The sequence below is a fragment of the Dokdonia sp. Hel_I_63 genome (assembly GCF_007827285.1).
Taxonomy (GTDB): Bacteria; Bacteroidota; Bacteroidia; order Flavobacteriales; family Flavobacteriaceae; genus Dokdonia.
This window is the reverse complement of the sequence record NZ_VISD01000001.1, coordinates 544,642-569,567: the sequence shown is the minus strand read 5'-3', so window position 1 is coordinate 569,567 and position 24,926 is coordinate 544,642. Positions and strand designations below refer to the sequence as shown.

At 37.9% G+C, this 24,926-nt stretch carries 20 protein-coding genes and 1 tRNA gene; 9 read left to right on the top strand and 12 right to left on the bottom strand.

All coding sequences use genetic code 11. The features are described 5' to 3' along the window. Positions 1-10 precede the first annotated feature (10 nt). From JM84_RS02570 to JM84_RS02530, 9 genes are all read right to left on the bottom strand, one after another. Positions 11-466, bottom strand: coding sequence for a heme-binding domain-containing protein (locus JM84_RS02570; protein ID WP_144782591.1), 456 nt, complete (start codon positions 464-466; stop codon positions 11-13). After that, positions 467-1,069: a DUF3347 domain-containing protein gene (locus tag JM84_RS02565; RefSeq protein WP_144782589.1), complete on the bottom strand. Its 603-nt coding sequence runs from the start codon at positions 1,067-1,069 to the stop codon at positions 467-469. A 31-nt stretch (positions 1,070-1,100) separates the two neighbouring features. Beyond that, a complete protein-coding gene (locus JM84_RS02560) occupies positions 1,101-3,551 on the bottom strand; it encodes a multicopper oxidase domain-containing protein (protein WP_144782587.1) in 2,451 nt (816 codons plus the stop codon). Between the two features lie 65 nt (positions 3,552-3,616). Beyond that, a complete protein-coding gene (locus tag JM84_RS02555; RefSeq protein WP_144782585.1) occupies positions 3,617-4,183 on the bottom strand; it encodes a helix-turn-helix domain-containing protein in 567 nt (188 codons plus the stop codon). A 3-nt stretch (positions 4,184-4,186) separates the two neighbouring features. Continuing rightward, a complete protein-coding gene (locus JM84_RS02550) occupies positions 4,187-5,404 on the bottom strand; it encodes a TolC family protein (RefSeq protein ID WP_144782583.1) in 1,218 nt (405 codons plus the stop codon). Beyond that, a complete protein-coding gene (locus JM84_RS02545; RefSeq protein ID WP_144782581.1) occupies positions 5,401-9,153 on the bottom strand; it encodes an efflux RND transporter permease subunit in 3,753 nt (1,250 codons plus the stop codon). The genes JM84_RS02550 and JM84_RS02545 overlap by 4 nt, the downstream gene beginning before the upstream one ends. Positions 9,154-9,261: 108 nt before the next feature. Next, positions 9,262-9,681 carry an HYC_CC_PP family protein gene (locus JM84_RS02540; RefSeq protein WP_144782579.1) on the bottom strand — a complete coding sequence of 140 codons (420 nt, stop codon included), beginning with the start codon at positions 9,679-9,681 and terminating at the stop codon, positions 9,262-9,264. Positions 9,682-9,943: 262 nt separating this feature from the next. Further along, a tRNA-Ala gene (locus JM84_RS02535) sits at positions 9,944-10,020 on the bottom strand. A 13-nt stretch (positions 10,021-10,033) separates the two neighbouring features. Beyond that, positions 10,034-10,825 carry a universal stress protein gene (locus JM84_RS02530; protein WP_041295633.1) on the bottom strand — a complete coding sequence of 264 codons (792 nt, stop codon included), beginning with the start codon at positions 10,823-10,825 and terminating at the stop codon, positions 10,034-10,036. A 48-nt stretch (positions 10,826-10,873) separates the two neighbouring features. Here JM84_RS02530 and JM84_RS02525 point away from each other — a divergent pair, with 48 nt between their 5' ends. Beyond that, positions 10,874-11,374: a GNAT family N-acetyltransferase gene (locus JM84_RS02525; RefSeq protein WP_013750635.1), complete on the top strand. Its 501-nt coding sequence runs from the start codon at positions 10,874-10,876 to the stop codon at positions 11,372-11,374. A gap of 69 nt (positions 11,375-11,443) precedes the next feature. Beyond that, positions 11,444-12,790 (top strand): MATE family efflux transporter, encoded by a 1,347-nt coding sequence (locus JM84_RS02520; RefSeq protein ID WP_013750636.1) that lies wholly within the window; start codon positions 11,444-11,446, stop codon positions 12,788-12,790. 6 nt (positions 12,791-12,796) lie between these two features. Here JM84_RS02520 and JM84_RS02515 read toward each other — a convergent pair whose 3' ends face one another. Continuing rightward, a complete protein-coding gene (locus JM84_RS02515) occupies positions 12,797-14,701 on the bottom strand; it encodes a cation:proton antiporter (protein WP_013750637.1) in 1,905 nt (634 codons plus the stop codon). 219 nt (positions 14,702-14,920) lie between these two features. On the opposite strand from JM84_RS02515, the gene JM84_RS02510 reads away from it, so the two are divergent. The 3 genes from JM84_RS02510 (at position 14,921) to JM84_RS02500 (ending at position 19,379) form a co-directional block, all read left to right on the top strand. Further along, positions 14,921-15,781: an MBL fold metallo-hydrolase gene (locus JM84_RS02510; RefSeq protein WP_013750638.1), complete on the top strand. Its 861-nt coding sequence runs from the start codon at positions 14,921-14,923 to the stop codon at positions 15,779-15,781. A gap of 4 nt (positions 15,782-15,785) precedes the next feature. After that, entirely contained in the window at positions 15,786-17,459 is a 1,674-nt protein-coding gene (locus JM84_RS02505; protein WP_041295820.1) for a S8 family peptidase, read from the top strand. A gap of 72 nt (positions 17,460-17,531) precedes the next feature. After that, positions 17,532-19,379 carry a M1 family metallopeptidase gene (locus tag JM84_RS02500; protein WP_013750640.1) on the top strand — a complete coding sequence of 616 codons (1,848 nt, stop codon included), beginning with the start codon at positions 17,532-17,534 and terminating at the stop codon, positions 19,377-19,379. A 54-nt stretch (positions 19,380-19,433) separates the two neighbouring features. Here the strand turns inward: JM84_RS02500 and JM84_RS02495 are convergent, their stop codons facing one another. Continuing rightward, a complete protein-coding gene (locus tag JM84_RS02495; RefSeq protein WP_013750641.1) occupies positions 19,434-20,705 on the bottom strand; it encodes a Y-family DNA polymerase in 1,272 nt (423 codons plus the stop codon). Continuing rightward, a complete protein-coding gene (locus JM84_RS02490) occupies positions 20,702-21,061 on the bottom strand; it encodes a S24 family peptidase (RefSeq protein ID WP_013750642.1) in 360 nt (119 codons plus the stop codon). Before JM84_RS02490 ends, JM84_RS02495 begins: the two co-directional genes overlap by 4 nt. A gap of 124 nt (positions 21,062-21,185) precedes the next feature. Here JM84_RS02490 and rnpA point away from each other — a divergent pair, with 124 nt between their 5' ends. From rnpA to JM84_RS02470, 4 genes are all read left to right on the top strand, one after another. Next, positions 21,186-21,569, top strand: coding sequence for a ribonuclease P protein component (rnpA, locus tag JM84_RS02485; RefSeq protein ID WP_013750643.1), 384 nt, complete (start codon positions 21,186-21,188; stop codon positions 21,567-21,569). Next, positions 21,544-22,365, top strand: coding sequence for a DUF4349 domain-containing protein (locus JM84_RS02480; protein ID WP_013750644.1), 822 nt, complete (start codon positions 21,544-21,546; stop codon positions 22,363-22,365). The genes rnpA and JM84_RS02480 overlap by 26 nt, the downstream gene beginning before the upstream one ends. Before the next feature lie 64 nt (positions 22,366-22,429). Then, positions 22,430-24,055 (top strand): S41 family peptidase, encoded by a 1,626-nt coding sequence (locus tag JM84_RS02475; protein ID WP_013750645.1) that lies wholly within the window; start codon positions 22,430-22,432, stop codon positions 24,053-24,055. Then, the gene (locus JM84_RS02470) at positions 24,048-24,926 is read left to right on the top strand and encodes an OmpA family protein (RefSeq protein ID WP_315897945.1); all 879 of its coding nucleotides are present in this window, start codon (positions 24,048-24,050) and stop codon (positions 24,924-24,926) included. Before JM84_RS02475 ends, JM84_RS02470 begins: the two co-directional genes overlap by 8 nt.

Below are 24,926 nucleotides of genomic sequence, written 5' to 3'. Positions count from 1 at the left end.
TAATTATTGTTTATAAACTATCCTTTAATTGTGTGATGAAATTGATTATTTCATTCGTTTCTTCCTTTGAAAACGTTGCGTCTTTATGAATTAAGGTGTAAGAATCTAAAGGCATTTCTCCGCTTTCTATTTGTTTAATAATTGATCGAAGTTTACTTTTCTTTCTTCGGTTTGATAACGAATCCCATTCGTTGAAATTTAGTTCCGCTTTTCCTTCTTTAATGTGACCTTCTAAAAACCAAGTAACAGGTTGCACTTTATTATACCAAGGGTATTGGGTGTTATTACTATGGCAATCATAGCAGGATACTTGTAACTTTTTTTGAATAGTTTTAGGTACATTATTAACCAACATAAAATCGATTACTGGGACAATATCGCTTTGGTTGCGTTCTGTGGGTACAAATTGAATTCCCACAAGAACGACCAATGCGATAATTGCAATGATTTTTATAGATTTTTTCATTTAGTTGATTTCTCTTTGCACTTTACCACATTTAAGCATTTTGCTACCGTAATATGGGTTTTTTACTTCTTCATTCATACTTAACCAAGCTGAACCACCGTCAAACATTGGACAAAACTGTTCGTATAATTTTGTTGTTGTTCCTGTAATTGCTACCATATCAGTGACATCCTTGCTTAAGATTTTAAAGTGCTCACGTTGGTGGTCTATATCATTTTTTGAAATATGCTCTGATTGCTCAACTGCATCTTCAATAATATCCTTTAAATCTGCTTTTTGAGCATCTGAATAATTTGAAACATCAAGATTTCCTAAACTTTTAGCAAGGGTTGCACCAAGGTTTTTTGCCGTTATATTATCGTCTGCGACCAATGCATCTTTAAGATTGAAATAGTCATTTAAAATAGCTTGTGATGCGCCATCTCCATTCATTGCGATTTTCTTGCTTTCTCCATCGTGATGTCCATCGCTATTATCGTGGTTCATTTCTGAATGATTACCATCTGAGGTATTTTGTTCCTTTTTTGAGTCTTTGCAAGACACCGCTGTTACCGTGATAAATGCTATTGCAACTATACCTATTGTTGATTTTAGTTTTCTCATTATTATTTGTTTTAGTGTTAATATTATTTACTTAAAATCTTACTGATAATCCTCCGCCAGCTCCAAAGCGGTTATCATAACTTCCCATTAGCGAGAAATTTCTAGATAGCATATATTCGGCTCCTGCACTCCATACTGTTTCTGAAGTAAAGTCTTTATTCATAGGTAGGTCATCTACGAAACCTAAATCTATTTGGTATTCATAATAACCGAATACAGACAGTTTAGGGAATATCATTATACTGCGTCCTACACCAATTCTTGGTCTTAATTTATTATCAACGCGCACATCTAAATTGAATAAGTAAGGCGTTAAATAACGCACACCAACAACTGCCGTTGTGCTAAACTCATTTAAGCTATCACGTGTTGAATTCTCAATATTAACACCACCAAAAACTCTTAAATAATCGTGTAAATAGCGTTCGTAGGTAAACTCTCCTTCCAGATTATTGTTCCAACCATATTCAAAAGAAGCATTAAATTGATTTCTAATATTAGAAGTCATCAAATTAAAAGCTGTAGTATGTGATGCAACATCTGCCATTCCCCAAGAGTACCATTTGTTAGTTTCTTCAATAATTTTAGAAGCTGGAAATTCATCCATTCTTGGATCTCGTGGCGTATCATAAGACACTACTCTTGCCATACCTCCCATCATATGATATAAGATGTGACAATGGAAAAACCAGTCTCCAGCCTCATCGCCATTATTTCCATAAAATTCTATAGTCATTTTTTGCATTGGTGGCACATTTACCGTGTGCTTTAATGGCGAGTATTCTCCATTTTCATTAAGTACTCTAAAGAAGTGACCGTGTAAGTGCATTGGGTGGTGCATCATCGTAAGGTTGTTAAATGTAATGCGCGTTACCTCCTTATTATTTATTTTGATATTATCAGCCTCAGACAATGGTACACCATTCATACTCCAGATATAACGATTCATATTACCAGTAAGATTCAATAAGATTTCTTTTACAGGAACATTCTTGTCGTAGGTTGTTTTCTCTGGCGACTTTAAATAATCGTAATTGTATTCGGAAAACATATCCATTCCCTCCATCTTCATTCCTGGCATAGAATCCTCTTTCTTCATATTCATTCCAGACATTGTTTTGTCTTTCTTCATATCCATTCCTGCCATATTAGAATGGTCCATCTTGCCCATTGCTATAGTATCTTTTGGCTTATTCATATCCATTCCAGACATTTTTGAATGATCCATCTTCATACCTTTCATTTTAGAGTGATCCACTAGCATTGAATCTTTAGGCATTTCCATTTTAGAATGATCCATTTTCATCTCTCCATCCATTTTCATTCCTTCCATTTTATCCATCTGCATCCCGTATTCCTCTTTCATCTCAAAACGCTCATCCTTACCTGGCTGAAATTTTAAGGCGTGTGCACCCATTTTCATATCCATTTTAGCCATTTTCTGCATCATCCCGATTTTATCTGGTCGAGCAACATCCATTGCAGGTAAAATTGTACCATTACCTATAAAAGCAGAGGCTGTACCAGAACCATCTTGTGCAGTAATTCTAAATTCCATCTTACCTTCTTTTGGTACCGTGACCATAAAATCATACGTTTCGGCTACTCCTATAAAAGTTTTATTCCTTTCGACAGGAACCACATCTAACCCATCTGAAGAAACCAGTACAGGTGTTTCTCCACCAAACGTCATCCAAAAAGAGGTAGAAGCTCCTCCATTAATCATTCGTAGTCTTATTTTTTCACCAGCTTTAAATTCTGGATAGTCAATGCTTTCTTCTCCATTAATTAAAAATGCAGGATAGTATACATCTGCTATATCTGCACCTTCCATACGTTGTCTCCAAAAATCTAATTGCGCACCAAAAGCACCTCGTGCGATTACTTGATTTAGTGGTGTAGCTGTTCCTTTTTTAATACCATACCATTCATTACCACGTTTTAAATTACGAAGTACATTCATTGGTTTTTCATTGGTCCAATCAGATAAAACTAGCACCAATTCTTTATCGTAATCCAACACTTTTTCTTTAGGCTGAATAACAATAGACCCATAAACACCACTTTGTTCTTGTAACATTGTATGCGAGTGATACCAATAGGTTCCAGATTGTTTAATAGCGAATTCATATTTCTGTGTATGCCCAGGTTCTATAGGTGGTGTATTTAAGTACGGTACACCATCGTAAAAGTTTGGAAGTAAAAGTCCGTGCCAATGCACCGATGTTTCTACACTCATTTCATTTTTTACGTAAATAACTGCGTATTCACCTTCGGTAAATTCTAAGGTAGGACCAGGAATTGTTCCATTAACGGTCATTCCCATAACGTCTTTCCCTGCTTTATTTACGGTAGCTTCACGTAAGGTGATCGTGTGTTCTCTTACTGGAAGATTATTTATGTTTCCTTCTAACTGTACTTCTTGAGCAAAAACGCCCGTTGTTAAAGCAAGTAGTAAAAGAAATATCAATTTTGTTTTCATAGTTATCTTTTTTTATAAAAATACTGTTGGTTAACAGCTTGCTATCTATTAATTATGGTTGGTATTTACACAATTCGGTCTAAAGAATTCCTAAAATTTTGCTTGTTGTCTTTGTACTCTGTTAAGCTCATACCTGTCTCATTTTTAAATTGATTACTTAAATGCGTTAAATTGCTATAATCAAGTAGTTGAGAAATTTCTGTAAAGTTATTTTCTTGTAATTGTATCAGTTCTTTTACTTTTTCTATTTTCAATTTGATAAAGTATTTTTCTATAGTTATACTTTCATTGAATGAAAAAATCTTACTGATTTTTGAGTACTCAATATTCATTGTACTTTCTAAATATTTAGAGAGTGTTTTCTCTAATTGCAAAGGCAGTTTTTGTAATAATTTGATGAGTTCAATTTTAATTTGTTCCACTAATTGCTGGTCTTGAGCAAGTAAAATTTCAAAACCATTACGTTCTAAAATCGTTTTTATATTCTCAAAATCATCTTTAGATTTCTCTTCGTAAATAATAGAACCTAATTCAATATGCTTTAATTGAATCCCTAATGTTTCAACATCGCTCTGAATCGCTTTAATACAGCGATTGCACACCATATTTTTTATGAATAATTTCTTTTCCATCGGTTAGTTGATTAGGTAATTAATAAGTGCAGATTGTATGTAATACATCTGTATGGATTCCACCTGATTTAACTCAAATTTGAGTTGTAGCTCTTGTATATCCAGTACATCGTTAAAATCGATGGTTCCCGTTTCATAATTCTTGATGAGAATTTGTTCGGCATCTTTAGCTTGCTTTAAATTTTTAGCTTGCGTACTATATGCTATTTTAGATTGATTGCGTTGCGATATCGCTTTCGCGAAAGCGGACTCCAGCACATTTAATCGCTCATCCTTTTGCAAGTTGATTTCTTGCTGTCGCAGTTCATTCTGTTTTGAAATAGATTTATACCGATTATTAAAAATGGGAATAGACACCGAAACCATCGGCATTAAAATATCTTTACCATTATCGCTAGGAAATGCATCTGTGCGCTCACTAACAGGTAAATAATCCACCCCAAAACCTATCATAGGCAATCCTTCACGCTGATTGAGTAATTCTGATTGCGCTACAGATTCATAAAGCTTATCGTACTTGAGTAATTCAGGATTTAATGCCAAATTATCTGAAGTATTTATAGGGTCTATTTCTGGAATATTCATCTCTGTAGGAATAGTAATCAGGGCATTTTTTTCTTTATTTAATAAATTATTAAATACAGTTTGCTCTGCGCTATATTCTTCTTCAAGCACTTCTTTTTTCTGTTGCATTTCGTTCTGGCGTATTTGTAAACGCAATACATCTACCGCACTCGCTTTGCCCACTTCAACAGATGTTAATGCTAATCGCTCGTAGGTTTTTAATAGTTGAATATTCTCTTCAAGTACTTCTTGCTTTGCCCGAATGGCGTACAGTCTATAGTACGATTGAGAAACAGAAAGCGCTAACTTTCGTTTTGCAATCGCGATTTCCACATACTCGGTATCTGCCATAGAGATGGCATAATTTTCACGTGCTGTTATAGTTCCAAACCAAGGCAACATTTGTTTTACACCTATACGCGCTCGTTGCGCTCCTGTTCTGGTTTCTGGTGTGCTCACAAAATAGCCTGCGCTTATCTCTGTATTAGGAAGCCAGTCTGCCTCATTTACTTTTTCTTCGGCTCTATTATAGCGCAATTCAAAAGCCTGAATTTCTGGATTATTAGATTGTGCCTCGTCTATATATGCTTGTAATTGTTGCGCTTTCGCGAAAGTGGAAACAAACAAAAGACAAAGAATTAAAATTATATTTTTCATTTGTTTGCTCTTTTAAGTTGAAATTCTTTTTTCCAGCTATACAACACTGGTAGTAGAAAATAGGATGTGACATCTATAATCATCCCACCAAAAATAGGTATCGCCATAGGTATCATTATATCACTACCTTTTCCAGTAGACGTAAGGACTGGAAGTAAAGCGAGTACGGTTGTAACGGTTGTCATTAAACAAGGTCTAATACGTTTTCCAGCTGCCTCTAAAGTAGCAAGCCTTATCCCTTTTTTAGTATCTGGATTTTTACTTTCAAAAGATTGGTCTAAATAAGTGGCCATTACCACACCATCATCTGTAGCAATACCAAACAGCGCTATAAACCCTACCCATACGGCAACACTTAAATTGATAGTTTTCATATTAAAGAGGTCTCGCATATTCTCGCCAAAGAGACTAAAATTGAAAAACCAATCTTGACCATATAACCAGATCATTATAAAGCCACCAGCAAACGCCACAGCAATCGCAGTAAAAACCATCAACGACGTGGAAACTGACTTGAACTGGAAATAAAGAATCAAGAAAATTACGAGTAGGCAAAGTGGAACTACAACCGCTAAGGTTTTTTCTGCTCTTAATTGATTTTCATAGGTTCCCGTAAAGCGATAGCTTATACCTGAAGGAACAACCAATTTTCCCGTATCAATATTTTCCTGAATTAATGCCTGTGCATTCTCTACAACATCTACTTCGGCAAAACCATCGAGTTTATCAAATAGTACATAACCAATTAAGAATGTGTCTTCACTTTTAATGACTTGCGGTCCTTGTTCGTAACGAATGTCTACCAACTCGCCTAATGGCACAGGATTCCCTTTTTCAACCGGAACATAAATTTTTTTTAAGTCGTCTTCATTACCACGTAATTCCCGTGGGTAACGTACACGAATACCATAGCGCTCGCGACCTTCAACAGTTTGTGTAAGTGGCATTCCACCAACAGCTACTTTAAGAACCTCCTGCACATCCATTACTGAAATACCGTATCTGGCCAATTGTTCTCGCTTGATATCAATAAGTAAATAAGGTTTCCCAACAATACGGTCTGCAAAAACAGCTTGTTCTTTTACACCTTCGGCTTGTTTTAAAATACCTTCTAATTGTAAACCGAAATCCTCAATCGTTTTTAAATCAGGACCCTTTACTTTAATTCCCATAGGCGCTCGCATTCCCGTCTGTAGCATCACGAGTCTAGTTTCAATAGGCTGTAATTTTGGCGCAGAAGTAACTCCTGGGAATTTGGTCACCTTAACTATTTCATTCCAAATATCATCTGGGCTATTGATGTCTGGTCGCCAGTTTCTGTAATACTCGCCATCGTCATCTTCAATTAAATCACCTCGATTAGCAGAAGTCTGTAGACTTGCTTTATCATAATTTGCATTATTCTCAACTTCGTTATTTGGATTTACGATGAACTTATTATTTTTAAGGACAAAAAATCCGTCATCATTTACCTGATAGCGTTGTCTTTCACCATTCTCGTTACGCATATATTCAGATTTATACTGAATTACATTTTCATACATAGAGAGTGGAGCAGGATCTAAAGCAGAATCTGTTCTTCCAGATTTACCTACTACCGTTTCAATTTCTGGAATGCTTGCCACTGCCATATCGAGCTGCTGCAGTACACGTTTATTTTCTTCAACTCCTGCGTGTGGTAAGGATGTAGGCATTAATAAGAATGAACCCTCATTAAGTGCTGGCATAAATTCTTTACCAGTATTACGCATAATCAAAAACCCAAACGTCAATACCGTTGCTGGAATAATTAAAAACAAAAGTTTATTTTCTAATGCCCAGCGTAGTATTCTATCATAATACATTCTGAAAATAGAGAATACACCCAGCAGTCCGAAACAGATAATAGATACAAATATCAAATTGAGAAAAATGCTACGGTCAAAACCTAGCGGTCTCCAGTATTCGGCAAGAAGTATGACTATCGCAATACAGGAAATAATAATATGAATGAGATTTGCTCGTTTTGCTGTAATAATCTCTCTCACACTCAAAATTGCTACGACACCAAAGGCAATTAAAATAAGTCCTAGCCAGTAGCCGAAAATAATTGCCGTAACACCTAGAATGATGAGAACACTATTGACAATGTACTTAGTTCGTTCTCTAAGAGTATTATTTCTAAAAAGGAAAGCAGCAACTGGCGGAATTATAAATAGAGCAATAACCAAAGAGGATGCAAGTGCCATCGTCTTTGTAAACGCCAGCGGACGGAATAATTTACCTTCTGCACCTATCATTGTAAAAACGGGCAAGAAACTGATAATCGTTGTGAGTACCGCAGTTAAGATTGCGCCAGAAACTTCAGCAGTAGCGTTGTAGATTATTTCGTTTGTGGTGTATTCTATACCGCTTTCGCGAAAGCGTAACTTCTCATCTTCCAAATGCCGAATCATATTTTCGGCAAGTATGACGCCTACATCCACCATTGTACCAATAGCAATAGCAATTCCTGATAGTGCAACAATATTTGCATCTACATTAAAAAGCTTCATCGCGACGAAAACCATCAATACCGCTACAGGTAATAATCCTGAAATTAGAATGGATGCTCGTAGATTAAATACCATTACGATAATTACTAAAATAGTAATGAGTATTTCAAGAGTAAGCGCTTCGTTAAGTGTATGAAGTGTTTCCTCAATGAGCTGTGTACGGTCATAGAATGGAACAATAGTTAATTGTGAGGTGCGACCATCTGCTAATATTTTAGTTGGAAGTCCTGATGATAATTCGGCAATTTGTTCTTTTACATTATTAATGACTTCCATTGGGTTTGCGCCATAGCGAGCTACCACAACACCACCTACAACTTCGGCACCTTCTTTGTCTAGAATACCACGCCTTGTTGCTGGTCCTAAATGAACATTTGCAACGTCCTTTATACGAATAGAAGTGAAGTTTTCTGAATCTACGACTGCATTTTCTATATCTGCTATCGATTTCACATACCCTAAACCACGCACGAGATATTCGGCTTGGTTAATTTCTAAAGTTTGAGCACCGATGTCTTGATTGCTTTCCTTGACAGCTTTTGCTATCTGGGAGAGACTTATGTTATATTGACGCATTTTTTCTGGGTCAATATCCACTTGGTATTCCTGAACATAGCCGCCGATAGATGCTACTTCTGAAACGCCGCCTGCAGAAGACAATCCATACTTCACGTAATAATCCTGAATACTACGTAATTCTTGCAAATCCCAACCACCAGTAACATTACCGTCTTGATCACGACCTTCGAGTGTGTACCAAAATATTTGTCCCAATCCCGTTGCGTCTGGGCCCAAAGCTGGGTTGACACCTTCGGGCAATAAATTTGCAGGAAGCGAATTGAGTTTTTCAAGAATGCGGCTACGTGACCAATAAAACTCTACGTCTTCTTCAAAAATGATATAGATACTGGAAAACCCAAACATAGAAGAACTACGAATAGTTTTAACTCCAGGAATACCCAGAAGTGAAGTCGTAAGTGGGTAGGTGATCTGGTCTTCGATATCCTGCGGAGATCGCCCTTGCCATTTTGTAAAAACAATTTGTTGGTTCTCGCCAATATCAGGTATGGCATCAACGGATACTGGGTCTGTAGGCAAAAAGCCTGTTTCCCAATTAAAGGGTGCGTTGACCACGCCCCAACCCACAAATAGGGCGAGTAGTAGAACGGCAACAAGTTTGTTTTCTATGAGAAATTTAATGCTCTTATTCAGCATAGCATTTGATTATTAGAGTTTTGGAATTACGTGCTGCAAAAAATGACAAACACGAGTTTTAGCCCACTACAGCGTAGCTGTTGGGCTTCATTCAAAAAATCTAACAAATCAAATTAAGAAAGTCTGGTGCAGTACTTGCACATCCCGTTTGACAAAGGGTCGCGGGTAATCTTCAAAAGGAACTTCTTCAGATTCGGTTCCTTCAAAAAGGTTTCTATAAGAATAAGTAAAAGCAGCGATGAACGTTTGCTGCTCAAAGGTTAACTTAGTAAAGTCTTGCTTTAAATTATCCTGCCCTTCAATAATTAATTGCTCATCCGAGCAACAGGAATTTTTGGTAAGCATCGGATTTTCACAACCTATTCTTGACTGCGCTTTTTCCATTCCACAGGTTTCTGCTGATTGGAACAATGAAAAATCTACAAGAGAATCCCCACAATAATGCATATCAACAGTAAATGACATCGTGGTTACGAGCACCACGCAAGCCATAAAGATTGCCATTGATTTGTGAAGAAATAGTTTCATTTATTGTAAAGCTAGGTATAATTTTTAATTATTTCAATTGTTTAACGGAAGGTTATGTTTTACAATAGAGATTATAGGGGTCTAAACATTGCTTATATTCTTCGAAATAATCTAAAAAAGATATAAAAAGCAGTTAAGATCTTGTTTTACACCATAATGTATCAAATATTAATTAATATTCTTGAAAACCCATTTTGCGTGCAAATTGCGTGCAAATGAAAAAAGCTTCAAAAGTCAAAAACCTTTGAAGCCCTTTGTGTACTGGTGGAGAATACCGGATTCGAACCGGTCGCCTCTTGCCTGCCAGGCAAGCGCTCTAGCCAAATGAGCTAATCCCCCATCATAATCTATATTATTGTACTCTTAAAATAAGAAGAGGTTTTGTGGTAAAAAACTCTTTCTTTAGTACAACATTTTTCTCCCATAGTTTCTTAAAGAAACCACGCTTTCTACGCACAACACATAACATATCTGGCTCTACAGACTGGAAGTGTTCTAGCACTCCTTGATAAGTAGTTGCATTTGTTGTGGTTTTATAAGACGCGCTCATTTTTTTAAGATCCTGAGATACTTCTTTCATAGCTTCGTCAGACTCTGGAGTTTCCACGTGCAGTAAGTGAAGTTCTGTCCCAAAATGTTTCTGAAGCTTTCTCAATGGGTCTAAATGACGCTTTTTATCAAAATTTCCATTTTTAAAAGCCATTAAGATATTTGCAGGTTCTTTAAATTTCTCTTGTTCCGGAACAACTAAAACAGCAATATCAGTTCCTTTTACAAGCTTCCCTGTCATGTTACCCAGATACACCTCATCACGCACAGAGTTACTACGTGGTGACAACACCATAAGATCTACAGGAACGTGCCTATTGAAGCGCTCTACGCCTTCTATCACACCTCCTTTTATAGGGTGAGCAACTACAGATACTCCTTTATGATCTACTCCATTTACAACCTTCTCAAGCCTACTTTCTGACTCTTCTTTAATAACGGTATTTAGCTTTGAAGCACTACCTGCTTTAGAAAACTCTTGAAAGACTGATATCGCATACACATTTGCATCAATCTCTTGTGCAAGATCTATTGCATATTGAAGCGTATTAAAAGCGCTATCTGAAGAACCTATGGGAACGAGAATATTTTTCATACTGTAACTTGTATTTTTACCTATTAACACAAAAATACTTTTTAATCTGTGATTGTACCTGCAAAAAAATCAGAAATCCCTGAAATCCTTTCACTTACTCGTGCCTGTGCACAAGAAATGATCTCAAGGAATATTTTTCAGTGGAATGAGCATTACCCCACCGCCACTGCTTTTGAGCAAGATATTGCTCGTGATGAGCTCTTTCTTCTCAAAGAGAATAATCGCATTATAGGTACCATAGTCTTATCAACATTAATGGATGATGAGTATCTTGATATTAACTGGCTCACGCCTTCAAAAAATAATTTGTACATCCATAGGCTTGCCGTACATCCAGACCATCAAGGAGAAGGAAATGCTCGTAAACTAATGGATTTTGCATACGCTTTCGCGAAAGCGCACTCGGCGCCTTCCATACGTCTCGATACTTTTTCTCAAAATAAACGTAATCAAAAGTTCTATGAAGCTCGAGGTTATAAGAAACTAGGGAGTATCTATTTTCCGAAACAAAGTGAGCACCCATTTTACTGCTACGAAAGAGTTCTCTAGAGGTGGATTATCATTTTATTAGTCTGTAGTTTTACATTTTATTGATCTTTCTATTTAAAAAACTATCCTATCAATACCTTCACAAGCAATATAGATATTTCATTCAAGCGCATACAACAGCTTGCCATTCCTGCACTTATTGCTGGTATTGCAGAGCCTATACTGTCTAGTACAGATGCCGCCGTAGTGGGTAATATGGCAGAAAATAGCGTTGAGTCTCTTGCTGCAGTAGGCATTGTCGGTTCTTTTTTATCTATGCTTATATGGATTTTAGGTCAAACCCGTAGTGCGATATCTACCATTATATCTCAAAATCTAGGTGCAGGTAAACTAGAGGATATTAAGGTTCTCCCCGCACAAGCCATTTACTTTAATATCATCTTGAGCATCGTTGTACTTGCCAGCACCTATTTCTTTGTAGCCGAAATTTTTACACTACTCAATGCAAAAGGTTTAGTACTCTCTCTAAGTATAGATTACTATAATATTAGAGTCTGGGGCTTCCCGCTCACTTTATTTACGTTTGCTGTTTTTGGGATTTTTAGAGGATTACAAAATACTTTTTGGCCTATGATTGTTGCCATCATTGGTGCTTCTTTAAATATAGCTCTAGACATTGTACTAGTGTATGGTGTAGAAGGAATAATCGAACCTCTAGGCGTAAAAGGAGCTGCGTGGGCTAGTTTAATTGCGCAGGCTGTTATGGCTATTATGGCGCTCATACTTTTACTAGTAAAAACAGAGGTTTCTCTCAAGCTTAAACTACCCTTACATCCAGAAATAAAAAGATTAATCTCCATGAGCCTTAATTTATTTGTAAGATCTTTTTCTCTCAATGTAGCCTTAGTTTTGGCCGTGAGAGAAGCAACCGCGATAAGTGATGAAACTGTAGCGGCACATACTATCGCTGCAAATATCTGGCTATTTACAGCATTTTTTATCGATGGTTATGGTGCTGCGGGTAACCTACTAAGTGGCCGTTTACTTGGCGCAAAGGACTATTCAAATTTGTGGCAATTAACTAAAAAAGTCGTTCGCTATAATCTCGTTGTTTCGGCTGTGTTAATTCTTGTTTGTACCATTTTATACAAACCGCTAGGTCTTCTTTTTAGCAATGAGGAAACGGTACTCTCTGTATTTTACGGAGTGTTTTTTATGGTGATTATTATGCAGCCTATTAATGCTGTAGCATTCACACTAGATGCAATTTTCAAAGGTCTTGGTGAAATGGCATGGCTACGCAACACCCTACTGCTAGCGACCTTTGTTGGTTTTGTACCTGTGCTTTATTTGAGCAAATACTTAGGATGGGGTGTGATAGGTATCTGGCTCGCCTTTATTGTATGGATGCTTTTTAGAGCAGGAATGCTAGTCTTCTTTTACAAGAAAAAGTACTATAATCGATTATTAGAATAAACCTGATTATTCCCCTATAGGTACAATCACCTCATCATCTGAGTTTGATACTGGCTCTCCTGCCTCAGCAATTTTCGCAAGGGTTTCTTCTTCTATAGGTTTTCCTAAGTAAATTAAGTGGCTTCCCTCAAAAGATTTGACATCTACATCTTGCATAAATGAGCTTATAATTTCAAGAGTATTGTTTTTCTTTTTTACAAATAGCGGAATCATATTTTTATCTTCTGCTACAAGTTTTCCTATAGCCATGTACTCCTCTTTTGAGGATACGGCGACCTCATTGATTGTAGGATACTGTCTCGTAACATCTGTCATATTAAAAAAGTCATCTGTTGCAGAGAATAATCCTTCTTTAGGTAGTTGTGCGATGTTATCCATCTCTCTCTTAGAGATAAGACGGTAAGCTCCATTTTCTCCAAACTGCTTTCTAAAACGGTTAATCGCATACTTATTAATATCGCTGTTTCCTGTTAATGACATTAAATATCCTATGTCACTAAGCTCAACGTCATCTGTAAGATCATCTGCATAAACATTTGCTTCTAGCGCCATGAGCCCAGCTTCTTTTGCTGTACGTATATGATTAGAATTACTATCAAGAAGAACTACGTGACGACCATTTTTTTGAAGATATTTGGCTATTAATCGTGGCATTTCTGATGCTCCTACAATAAGAATACCCTCAGATTTAGTAAGAAATACGCCCACCATCTTTGCAAATAATCGTGCAGTAGTTGCATTCAATAATACGGTACCCAGTACAATCATAAATACCAATGGTGTGATGTACTCTGCTCCTGGTTCTCCTTTTATTAACAACTTAGACCCAAAAAGTGAAGCAATACCTGCTGCTACAATTCCTCGTGGTCCTACCCATGAAATAAACAGCTTGGCATTCGTCTGTAAGTCTGATCCCCAAGTACTCAAAAAGACGCCTATAGGTCGTATCACAAATACCACTACAAGGAATAACGCTAGTGTCTCCCAGCGATATAATAACTCAAGATCTACAAGATTCATATTTGCCGATAGCAAAATAAACAGTACAGAGATAAGTAAGACACTCAATGACTCTTTAAAGTATAGTAGTTCCTTAATATTAGGAAGGTTTATATTTCCTAGCACCATCCCCATCACTACTACTGCAAGTAGTCCAGACTCGTGAGCAAACTGGTCTGACATTACAAACACACCTAGTACTGCGGCTAGTGTAAATACATTCATTAAATAATGTGGTACAAGCTTCTTTTTGATAATAAAAGCCAGCGCATGAGCAAACGTAAACCCAAACGTACTTCCAAAAAGTACAATTTTACCAAACTCCACTAAGGCCGTCTTAGTAAAAGCTGCCCCTTCTCCTACAGAGATAAACTCATACATTAATACTGCCACAAGTGCTCCTATAGGATCTATAAGAATCCCTTCCCATTTAAGTACTGTAGAGATATCTCGCTTTACCGGCACGTTTCTTAAAATAGGCGATATCACGGTAGGACCTGTTACAATGATAAGTCCTGAGAATAATAAAGAGATCTGAAGACTAAGTCCAAATATCCAGTAGGCAGCAAATCCTGCTCCTAAAAATGTTACAAGGCTTCCTATGGAAATAAGCTTTGTAATTACTGGGCCTACATTCTTAATTTCATCACGTTTGAGAGTTAGTCCGCCTTCAAAAAGGATAATAGATATAGCAAGCGATACAAACCAATACAAACTCTCTCCTGGAAAAAGTCCTTCTTCCCCATTCCATATAGGTTCTATCCATTTTGTACCATCTTCAGAGATTAAAGTAGATACAGGTCCTACAAAGAGACCTATGAGTAATAATGGTAAAATTGCTGGTAATTTTAAACGCCATGCGGCCCATTGTGCAATGATTCCTAAAATAATGATTCCAGCGAGTTCTAACATGGTAATTCTGTTTTGATGCGATATTAGTGTTTTTCCGTTTTTGGCGGTCGTTGTGAAGTTACAATTCTTTGTTAAAAACTAGGGGTGCCAACCGTTTAAAAAGCGCCTTTTTGGTATTTTGCAGAGATTTTGTTTTTGGGAATAGTACTCTTTTTTTACATTTTTCACGCTTTCGCGAAAGCGTAACTGTAGTAATCCCACTTAGATGCAACCTTATTTATGAAAATATATCCCATTGAAGCCGGAAATTTTAAGTTAGATGGTGGTGCCATGTTTGGCGTTGTTCCAAAGACTATCTGGAGCCGAACAAACCCTGCAGATGCTAATAATCTTATAGATATCGCCGCTAGATGTATGCTTATAGAGGATGGCAACAGACTTATCCTCATTGATAATGGAATGGGTGATAAGCAATCTGAAAAGTTTTTTGGCTATTACCATCAGTGGGGAGACCACTCTATAGATGCATCACTTGCTCAATATGGTTTTCACCGTGATGACATTACAGACGTATTTATGACGCACCTACATTTTGATCACGTAGGTGGAGCCATCCAGTGGAATAAAGACCGAACAGGTTATGAACCTGCATTTAAAAATGCGAAATTCTGGACCAATGAAAATCACTGGCAATGGGCTGTTGAGCCAAACAATCGAGAGAAAGCTAGTTTCTTAAAGGAAAACCTCATCCCTATGCAAGAAAGTGGACAGCTTCACTTTATAGAACGAGGAGAACAGGCTTTTCAAAAAAATAGCGAACTCAACTTTGGTATTCTCTTTGCAGATGGTCATACAGAAAAACAAATGCTACCACATATTGAGTATCAAGGTAAGACCATTGTTTTCATGGCAGATCTGCTCCCTACTTTAGGGCATTTACCTATTCCTTATGTGACAGGTTATGATACAAGACCGCTACTTTCTATAAGCGAGAAAGAACAATTCTTAAATATCGCTGCAGATAATAATTACTATCTATGGCTAGAGCACGATGCTCACAATGAAATTATTACCGTACAGCACACCGAGAAAGGCGTGCGTGCAAATGAAATTTATACCTTTAAAGACTTATTTAACTAATATGATGAATTTACAACACACAAAATCTCTTGTGATTGCAGCAATGGCTGCCACTTTTTTAGCCTCTTGTGAGACTCCATCTGCACTGGTAACTGTACCCGTAGAAAATGTAGATAGCAACCCTCTCAAAGTTTCTGCACTTACAGAAAGTGAGAAACAAGCATGGAGCTCAAGAGATCTTAGAACTGATACCATCCCAGGCATGAGCGTAGATCGCACGTATGCCGAAATTCTTCCTGGTAAGTCTGGACAGCAAGTAATTGTTGCTGTGATAGATTCTGGTATTGACATTAACCATGAAGATCTTAAAGGTCGCATCTGGACGAATCCAAAAGAGATTGCTGGTAACGGTAAGGATGATGATAACAATGGATATATAGATGACATACATGGCTGGAATTTTCTAGGTGATGTAGGTGCAGAGCAACTTGAATTTGTACGTATCATCAAACGTTTTGAAAGTGAGTTTGCTGGTAAAACACTAGCAACTATTCCTGCGTCTCAAAAAGATATCTTCTTACAATACCAAAAAGCAAAAGCTGAGTATGACGAGAAAGTTGCAGGTGCACAGCGTCAAAAAACACAATACGAGCAAATTGCTAGCCAGCTTAAATCTTCACATCCTGCGATAGTAAAAGCATTAGGAAAAGAAGATTACACGCAAGCAGATCTTGCAACTATTAAAAACCCTTCTGCCGAGATGCAGAACCACATTGGGTTTATTACTCAAATGTTTCAGTACACAGAGAGTATTCCTGACTTTATGAAAAACATAGATGAAGGTGTTGAATACTTTACTGGTCAGCTAGAAGCAAACTATAATAAAACAGCCGATTTTAGAAAAGTGCTAGGCGACAATCCTTACGATATTACAGACACAAAATACGGTAATAATAATGTATATGGACCTGAGCCAGACGGTGCAAAGCACGGTACGCACGTAGCAGGAATCATTGCTGCAACACGTAACAACGGTAAAGGAATGAATGGTGTTGCAAATAGCAACATTAAGATTATGGCAGTACGCGCTGTGCCAGATGGAGATGAGTATGATAAAGATATCGCACTTGCGATACGCTACGCTGTAGATAATGGTGCAAAGGTGATTAATACCTCTTTTGGAAAATACTACGCACAGAATCCTGAGTGGGTATATGATGCAATAAAGTATGCTGCCAAAAATGATGTGCTTATCGTAAATGCTGCAGGTAATGAAGGGTTATCTCTTGATGATCCAGCAAACCGTGTGTATCCTAATGATCAATTAGATAACGTAACAGAAATGGCAGATACTTTCTTAACGATAGGCGCTCTAGCACCTAAGTATGGAAGCCAGTTACTTGCAAACTTCTCAAACTATGGGAAATCTAATGTAGATGTATTTGCTCCTGGAGTAGATATTTACTCTACTACACCAGAAGACACATATGAGTATCTAGGCGGTACGTCTATGGCTGCGCCTAACACAGCTGGAGTTGCTGCAATGTTACGTAGCTACTACCCTAAGCTTTCTGCAAACGAGGTTAAAAACATTATCATGAAGAGTGGTCTTACTACTAATACTTCGGTAATTCTAGGTGGAGATACAGAAAAGCAAGCACGCTTTAATGAAGTATCAAAATCTGGCGAAATGGTAAATATGTACAACGCCTTTAAACTAGCAGAACTACAAAAATAATTTTAGTAATTTCTCAAAATCCCAACCTCCTCAATAACGGAGTTTGGGATTTTAACTTTAAATCAATCTATAATGAAAAACGCTTACAAATTACTGGTGATAGTATCGTTGTTCGCTTTCGCGAAAGCGTATGCACAAAACAACACCTCTTACTGGCAACAGCACGTCGATTACGAAATGGAAATCGACATGAATGTAAAAAACTATCAATATGATGGTACACAAAAGCTAGAGTACACAAACAACTCTCCTGAGACACTAGACCGTGTTTTTTATCACTTATATTTTAACGCGTTCCAACCAGGAAGCGAGATGGACGTGCGCTCACGCAATATTGCAGATCCAGATGGTCGTGTAAAAGATCGTATCAGTAAGCTAGCTCCAGATGAGATTGGGTTTATCAAAGTAAATAGCCTTACCCAAGATGGTAAGAAGTTAACTTACGAAGTAGCGGGAACGGTACTTGAAGTACAACTTGCAACTCCTATTGCACCAGGAGCAACTACTACTTTTGAGATGGAATTTAAAGGTCAAGTACCTGTACAGATACGCCGTAGTGGTCGTAACAACAAGGAAGGCGTTGCACTATCTATGACACAGTGGTACCCAAAAATGGCCGAATATGATTTTGAAGGATGGCACGCAGATCCTTATATCGCCCGTGAGTTTCACGGAGTATGGGGAGATTTTGATGTAAAAATCAATATTGATGAGAACTATACAGTAGGTGGTACAGGATATTTGCAAGATCCAGAAGATATGGGTCATGGGTATGCAGGAACTTCTATGAAGCCAGGTAAAAATGCAAAGCGTGGTAAATTACAATGGCACTTTAAAGCACCTAACGTACATGACTTTACTTGGGCTGCAGATCCTGATTATGTGCACGACATGATCATGGGAGAAAATGATACAGAACTTCACTTTTTCTATAAAAATAAAGAGTCTATCAAAGAAAATTGGAAAAAACTCCAGCCTATGACGGCAGACTTACTTGCCTTTTATAATAAGCACGTAGGTACCTATCCATACAAGCAGTACTCTGTGATACAAGGTGGTGATGGTGGTATGGAGTATGCGATGAGCACACTTATTACTGGTGAGCGCAAGTTTGGAAGCCTATTTGGCGTGACTGCACATGAGATGGCGCACACTTGGTTCCAGTTCTTACTAGCAAGTAACGAAGCAAAGCACGAGTGGATGGATGAAGGATTTACATCATATATCTCTTCTCTTGCCGAAAATGAACTTACAGGAGGTGATAATCCTAATCCGCTTTCTGGGTCGTACAGAGGCTACTATTACCTCGTTAAAAGCGGTAAAGAACAACCACAAACAACGCACGCAGATCGTTATAACGAGAACATGCCTTACAGCATCGCTGCATACAGCAAAGGAGCAGTATTTCTTGCACAGTTAGGATACGTTATTGGTGAAGACAATCTTAAGAAAACGCTTAGAAAATACTTTGATGATTTTTCTTTCAAGCACCCTACACCTAACGACATTAAACGTACTGCAGAAAAAGTTTCTGGAATGGAGCTAGACTGGTACTTAATGGACTGGGCACAGACTACAAACACTATTGATTATGGTATCACAAGTGTAGAAGCAGATGGTAATAAAACTAAGGTTACGCTTACGCGAAAAGGACTCATGCCGATGCCTATAGATTTTTATGTAGATATGGCAGATGGTTCTCAAAAATCATACTACATGCCACTACGTATGATGCGCGCCGAAAAGCCAAACCCAACACCAAACATCACTCGTGAACAACTAGCAGACTGGCCTTGGACAAACCCTACATATACATTCACCATTGATGCACCACTAAGTGAGGTAAAAATGATGAAGATAGATCCTACATCAATGATGGCAGATATTGATCAAACAGATAACGTTTGGGAGAAAGAGTAAGGAACTCTTTTAAGAATATAATATTATAAACCAACCCATTGCGGGTTGGTTTTTTTATTCCCCTATCTCCAGCAAACTATCCCATTGCGTGGTATATCTTGGGCTACGCTCTTCTTTGATGAGTTCCCATTCCTTGTTACTTTTTGTGGTTCCGGATAATCCCGCAGAAACGGTAGACTTCCCGTAGCGGTTATTAATAGCATCAAAGGCTTTTATGAGACGTTTATCTCCTGTTGCTTCGGGCATAAACAGGTTTCCTTGAACTTGCTCCTCTGGGATGAGATTTAAAAGGTCTACTCCTACTTTTTTATACTTAAATCCTGGCTTGTAGATTCGCTTCAATGCTTTTTTTGCTTCTACAATAAGCAAGAAAGTATCATTTGTAGGTACAGATAAAGTGACAATGGTCTTATCTGCATGTTGCACGTCATTTGTGCTGTGGTAGTTTGTAGTAAGATATATGCGCAGCTGTGTACAACAACATTTCTGGAACCGTAGCACCTCGCTTACTTCACTTATGTAGTAAGCACAAGCCTCCTCAATTTGAGGAAGATTATCCAATTTTTTTCCAAAGGACTTTGCGGTACCTATTGCTTTTTTCTTTCGCGGAAGCGTATCAAAAGGAATACATGATTCTCCATTGAGTTCGCGCCAGAGCCGCTCCCCTATTACCGTCATTTCTTTGCGTACCCACGCTAGCGGCAATTGTGTAAAATCATAAGCTGTGAAAACACCTACATTTGCCAGGCGTTCTACATGCTTTTTACCAAGTCCCCAGACATCTTTTGTTTCGGCCCATTTGAGGCATTCTATACGGCGTTCTTCGGTGTCCATGACAAAGACGTAATTAAAGCGTGCTATCTTCTTTGAGATTCTATTGGCAAGTTTTGCAAGGACTTTAGTAGGTGCAATTCCCACGCCTACTGGCACTCCTGTGCTTCGCACAACGGTATCTTTTATTTGGTGCCCATACGTTTCAAGGTTAACATGGGTAATACCAGATAGGTCTACAAATGACTCGTCTATACTATACACCTCAACGGCTGGTGAGAAGTCCCTGAGCACATTCATCACGCGATCAGACATATCGCCGTACAGCGTATAATTAGATGAAAATAGAGTCACATCATTTTGCGCAAGCAGTCCCTTGATTTTAAATAGCGGATCGCGATAAGGAATGTGTGTGAGCGCTTTTGCTTCTTTATTTTTTGCGATAATACAACCATCATTATTGCTCAGTACAGCCACTGGTCTTCCTCGCAAATCTGGACGAAATACTTGCTCGCACGAGGCGTAGAAGCTATTACAATCTACCATCGCAATCATAGCGCCTTGTGAATTATGTAGCTTATCATTCCCCAGAGTTCTACCGTTTTATTGGTGTTGATTCTCTGTACATCAAAACCGTCTGGAGTTACTACCAAAGCAAGTTTGCCCTGACTAGGATTCAAAGCTCTGTCTATAATTAAAACGTCTTGGTCTAGAATATTGTACTCCTTCCATGTATCCCCTTTGACGCGTACAAAGAATGTCGCATCTCGAGAAGAACTGAGCTCTTTATTGAGATCAATCATAGGCTCGCGATAGTGCGTTGCAGGACTGGGAAAACCAGTTTGCACAGACCGATTACCTGCATAATCTTCTTTGGCTCTTTTTACTTTATGAGGTTGTAGTTCGTTCACGCTACAAATTTATGGATATATTCCTATTAAACGTATTTTATCCATAATTTTATGTGCTTTTTTGCTTTCGCGAAAGCGTAATACTACCACACAACCTATTTCAATTCTACTATCTTTGCCAGCAATGCCACATACCTACCCAAAAGCCGAAAAATTAAAGTCTAAAAAACTGATAGACACCCTTTTTATTGAGGGAAGGTCTGTCAAGTCTTTTCCGCTTAGGATGGTTTATATAGAGACCCCACTATCTACTGATGCTTACATGGTACAAGCTGGAGTCTCTGTATCCAAACGTAATTTTAAGTTGGCTGTTTCTCGTAATCGCATAAAACGTTTAATGCGAGAGTCATATCGTTTACATAAAGACCTTATAGATACAAAAGGCACGACATTTGCGATGCTTATTTTATATACAGGCCAAGAGGAAGTCCCGCAAGCAGTTCTTCATAAGGCAATGGTCAAACTTATAAAACGTTTTAACGATGCGACAGCTCCTACTACTTCTTAGTTTTTTACTTATTCTTTCATGTGAGAATGCTAATAAAGGTACTTCTAGCACCAGCGAACCAGGACTAGCTTACGAGGCTTATGACGATATGGAGCTTGATGAAATAGTACTTGAAGAAACTGCTCCAGATACTCAAGCCACTGCACAAAAAATTATCAAAACAGGAAATCTACGTTTTGAAACTCCGAATATGGCGGCCACCCATGCACATATTCTCAATATTATTAAAAAGACTGAAGGATATATACAGAATGATAATTCTGGTAAAGAAAGTTACGGCGGTGTTTTTCAAAATCTTACCGTACGTGTTCCTACTCGTAACTTCCAGATGGCACTTGACGAGATTTCAAAAGGTGTCGTATATTTTGATGAAAAGACCATCTCTCAAAAAGACGTTACCGAAGAATTTGTAGACCTCAACGCCCGCCTTAAGGCAAAGCGAGCGCTAGAAGATCGTTACATTAACTTACTATCTAAGGCAAAAAATGTCAAAGAAATGCTAGAGATAGAAGGCGAACTTGCAGAAATAAGAGAAGAAATAGAAGCAAAACAAGGAAGACTTAAATACCTACAAAGCCAAGTCTCACTAAGCACTCTACACATCCATTTTTATAAGAACGAGGTGGCGACTAAGGTCACAAACTCCTATGGCTCAAAAATGATGAATGCCCTTAAAAGTGGCTGGAACGGTGTTTCGGTATTCTTTTTAGGTTTGTTGCATCTTTGGCCATTTCTTATCTTGTTAAGTGTAAGCACGTTTTTTGTGCGTCGCTGGATAAAAAAGAAAAGTAAATAATATACGTACACTTTCGCGAAAGCGTTATACTCACAACTACGGTCTACTACAGATATAAAAGATTATGAAAAAGAAAATATTCATCCCCATCATTGCGGTTGCGATTGGTATAGGAACGGTAAGTTTTAAAAGTGACTTTTTTGAAATTGCAAAGCAAATCGAAATTTTTACAGAGCTTTTTAAGGAGCTTAACATGAATTATGTAGATGAGACTAACCCTGCAGAATTGATGGATAGTGCGATAGAAGGGATGCTTGCAGATCTTGATCCTTATACTAAATACTGGACTGAGCAAGAGGTTGAGGACGCCAAAATTAATCGCTCTGGAGATTACTCTGGAATAGGAGCAACGGTAAGAAATGTAGCTAATAAAATGACCATTGTTGAGCCTCGCAAAGGATATCCAGCAGATAAAGCAGGATTAAAAGCGGGTGACAATATCCTTAAAATAGGAGATATCACCGTTGCAGATATGGACGGAGATGCTGGAGATTTATTAAAAGGAGCTCCTAACAGTGAAGTAATAATCACTTATGAACGTCAAGGAAAAACGAATACCACTACGATAAAACGCTCTTCTGTAGAGATTGATGCGGTTCCGTTTTCAAAATTAATTGATGGAGATACTGGGTATATCGTACTTACTACTTTTAGTAAAAAAGCATCAAGCCAAGTGAAGGATGCACTCGTAAGTTTAAAGACGGATGGGGCAAAAAAAATCATTCTAGATCTACGTGGTAATGGTGGTGGGTTACTAAGTGAAGCTATCAATATCTGTAATCTCTTTTTACCTAAGGGCTCACTTATTACTACGACAAAGTCTGTTGTAAAAAAGTATAATAAAACCTATGTAACCCAGCAAGAACCAGTGGATATTGAAATACCACTAGTGGTGCTCGTAAACGGTAGATCTGCCTCTGCATCTGAGATTGTATCAGGCGGTTTACAAGATTATGATAGGGCAGTGGTAGTGGGTGCTAGAACCTTTGGGAAAGGCCTTGTACAGCGTCCTAAGCCACTTACGTATGGAACTTCTGTAAAGATTACAATATCTCGCTATTACACGCCTTCTGGACGTTGTATACAAGCATTAGACTACTGGAATCGTGATAATGATGGTAATGCCGTGCGTACGAATTCTGAAGATTATAACGAGTTTAAAACTAAGAACGGCCGTAAGGTTTTTGATGGTGGTGGTGTACTACCAGACATTCAAGTATCATCTGCAAAGCTTAGTCCCGTAACTACGGCGCTACTCAAGGATAACGCCATTTTTGAATATGCTACAGATTATTATTACAAGCATCAGTACAGCGATATGAGCGAATTCTCATGGTCTCAAGCAGATTTTAATGATTTTAAAAACTTCTTGACACGTACAGGTTTCAACTATGAGACCGAGACTGAAAAAGCATTTGCAAAAGCGCTTCTTCAAGCAGAGAAGGATGATCTTAAAAAAGAAGTACAAGCTGCATACTCACAACTAGACAATGCTATTGCACAAGCTAAAGAGAAAGCAATAGATGAGCGTCAAGAGGAGATTCAAAATTTACTGATTGATGAGATTGTAAAACGATATTTCTATCGTGATGGACTGTATGAATACCAGCTTATTAACAATACAGAAATTAAAGAAGCGACTACTGTACTTAATGATAGTAAGCGCTATAGTAAGATTTTAAATTATTAAGTTCCTTGCGTTACATATTGCATGTTACCTCTGTGTACTTTCTGCAAGTGCGCAAGTAGATCGCACTCATGAAACCTTTTTTGATACCGATAAATCGGCGCTTATTAAAACGGAGTTAGCGTCTTTGAATCGCTTTATCGCATCGCTGCCTAAGGATAAAATAGAAGATATATCTATTTATGGCTATTGTGATGATCGTGGCACAGATGCCTATAATAAACGTCTCTCGCAAGATCGCGCAAATACCATTAAGGACATTTTTATGTTGCAAGGTGTTGCAGACACAATTATCAAAAATTCTGATGGAAAGGGAGAGCTTTTACTCACCAGATTAGATGATGCGGGAAGCGAGATACAACGTAAACTTAATCGAAAAGTAGAGATTATCGTTTCTCTAAAACAAGCCCGCAAGACTACTCCAGAAGAAGTAGAAGTGGCTGAAGAAATCACGACCAAAATAGATCGCTATAAAAACTACGAAGAAGACACGATAGCCAAAGGAGATCGTATTTTGCTTAAAAACATCCTGTTTAAAACCAACTATAGCTACATACACGGGAAGTCATACAATGATTTAAAAAAGCTAGCCAAATACTTAAAAGGACATCCAGAAATCATATTTAAGATTCAAGGTCATGTGTGTTGTGTAGATCATGGTCGCGATGGTATCAATCTTAAAACAGGCAAGCGCAATCTCTCTGAAGCAAGAGCAAAGTTCATTTATGATTATCTCGCAGGTCAAGGAGTTGCAAAAAAACGCATGCGTTATCAAGGTTTCGGGAGTAGGTTTCCACTAGGTGGTGACCCGGCAGATGATAAGCGTGTGGAAATTTATGTGACTTATATCAAGAAGGTAAAGGCTAAGAATTAG

Excerpts from the sequence above, each read along its gene's own strand:
- JM84_RS02495 (WP_013750641.1), bottom strand. The coding sequence starts at position 20,705 with ATGATTGCGATGGTAGATTGTAATAGCTTCTACGCCTCGTGCGAGCAA.
- JM84_RS02545 (WP_144782581.1), bottom strand. The coding sequence starts at position 9,153 with ATGCTGAATAAGAGCATTAAATTTCTCATAGAAAACAAACTTGTTGCC.
- JM84_RS02550 (WP_144782583.1), bottom strand. The coding sequence starts at position 5,404 with ATGAAAAATATAATTTTAATTCTTTGTCTTTTGTTTGTTTCCACTTTC.
- rnpA (WP_013750643.1), top strand. The coding sequence starts at position 21,186 with ATGCCACATACCTACCCAAAAGCCGAAAAATTAAAGTCTAAAAAACTG.
- JM84_RS02510 (WP_013750638.1), top strand. The coding sequence starts at position 14,921 with ATGAAAATATATCCCATTGAAGCCGGAAATTTTAAGTTAGATGGTGGT.
- JM84_RS02475 (WP_013750645.1), top strand. The coding sequence starts at position 22,430 with ATGAAAAAGAAAATATTCATCCCCATCATTGCGGTTGCGATTGGTATA.
- JM84_RS02515 (WP_013750637.1), bottom strand. The coding sequence starts at position 14,701 with ATGTTAGAACTCGCTGGAATCATTATTTTAGGAATCATTGCACAATGG.
- JM84_RS02480 (WP_013750644.1), top strand. The coding sequence starts at position 21,544 with ATGCGACAGCTCCTACTACTTCTTAGTTTTTTACTTATTCTTTCATGT.
- JM84_RS02530 (WP_041295633.1), bottom strand. The coding sequence starts at position 10,825 with ATGAAAAATATTCTCGTTCCCATAGGTTCTTCAGATAGCGCTTTTAAT.
- JM84_RS02500 (WP_013750640.1), top strand. The coding sequence starts at position 17,532 with ATGAAAAACGCTTACAAATTACTGGTGATAGTATCGTTGTTCGCTTTC.
- JM84_RS02570 (WP_144782591.1), bottom strand. The coding sequence starts at position 466 with ATGAAAAAATCTATAAAAATCATTGCAATTATCGCATTGGTCGTTCTT.
- JM84_RS02540 (WP_144782579.1), bottom strand. The coding sequence starts at position 9,681 with ATGAAACTATTTCTTCACAAATCAATGGCAATCTTTATGGCTTGCGTG.
- JM84_RS02555 (WP_144782585.1), bottom strand. The coding sequence starts at position 4,183 with ATGGAAAAGAAATTATTCATAAAAAATATGGTGTGCAATCGCTGTATT.
- JM84_RS02505 (WP_041295820.1), top strand. The coding sequence starts at position 15,786 with ATGAATTTACAACACACAAAATCTCTTGTGATTGCAGCAATGGCTGCC.
- JM84_RS02560 (WP_144782587.1), bottom strand. The coding sequence starts at position 3,551 with ATGAAAACAAAATTGATATTTCTTTTACTACTTGCTTTAACAACGGGC.
- JM84_RS02565 (WP_144782589.1), bottom strand. The coding sequence starts at position 1,069 with ATGAGAAAACTAAAATCAACAATAGGTATAGTTGCAATAGCATTTATC.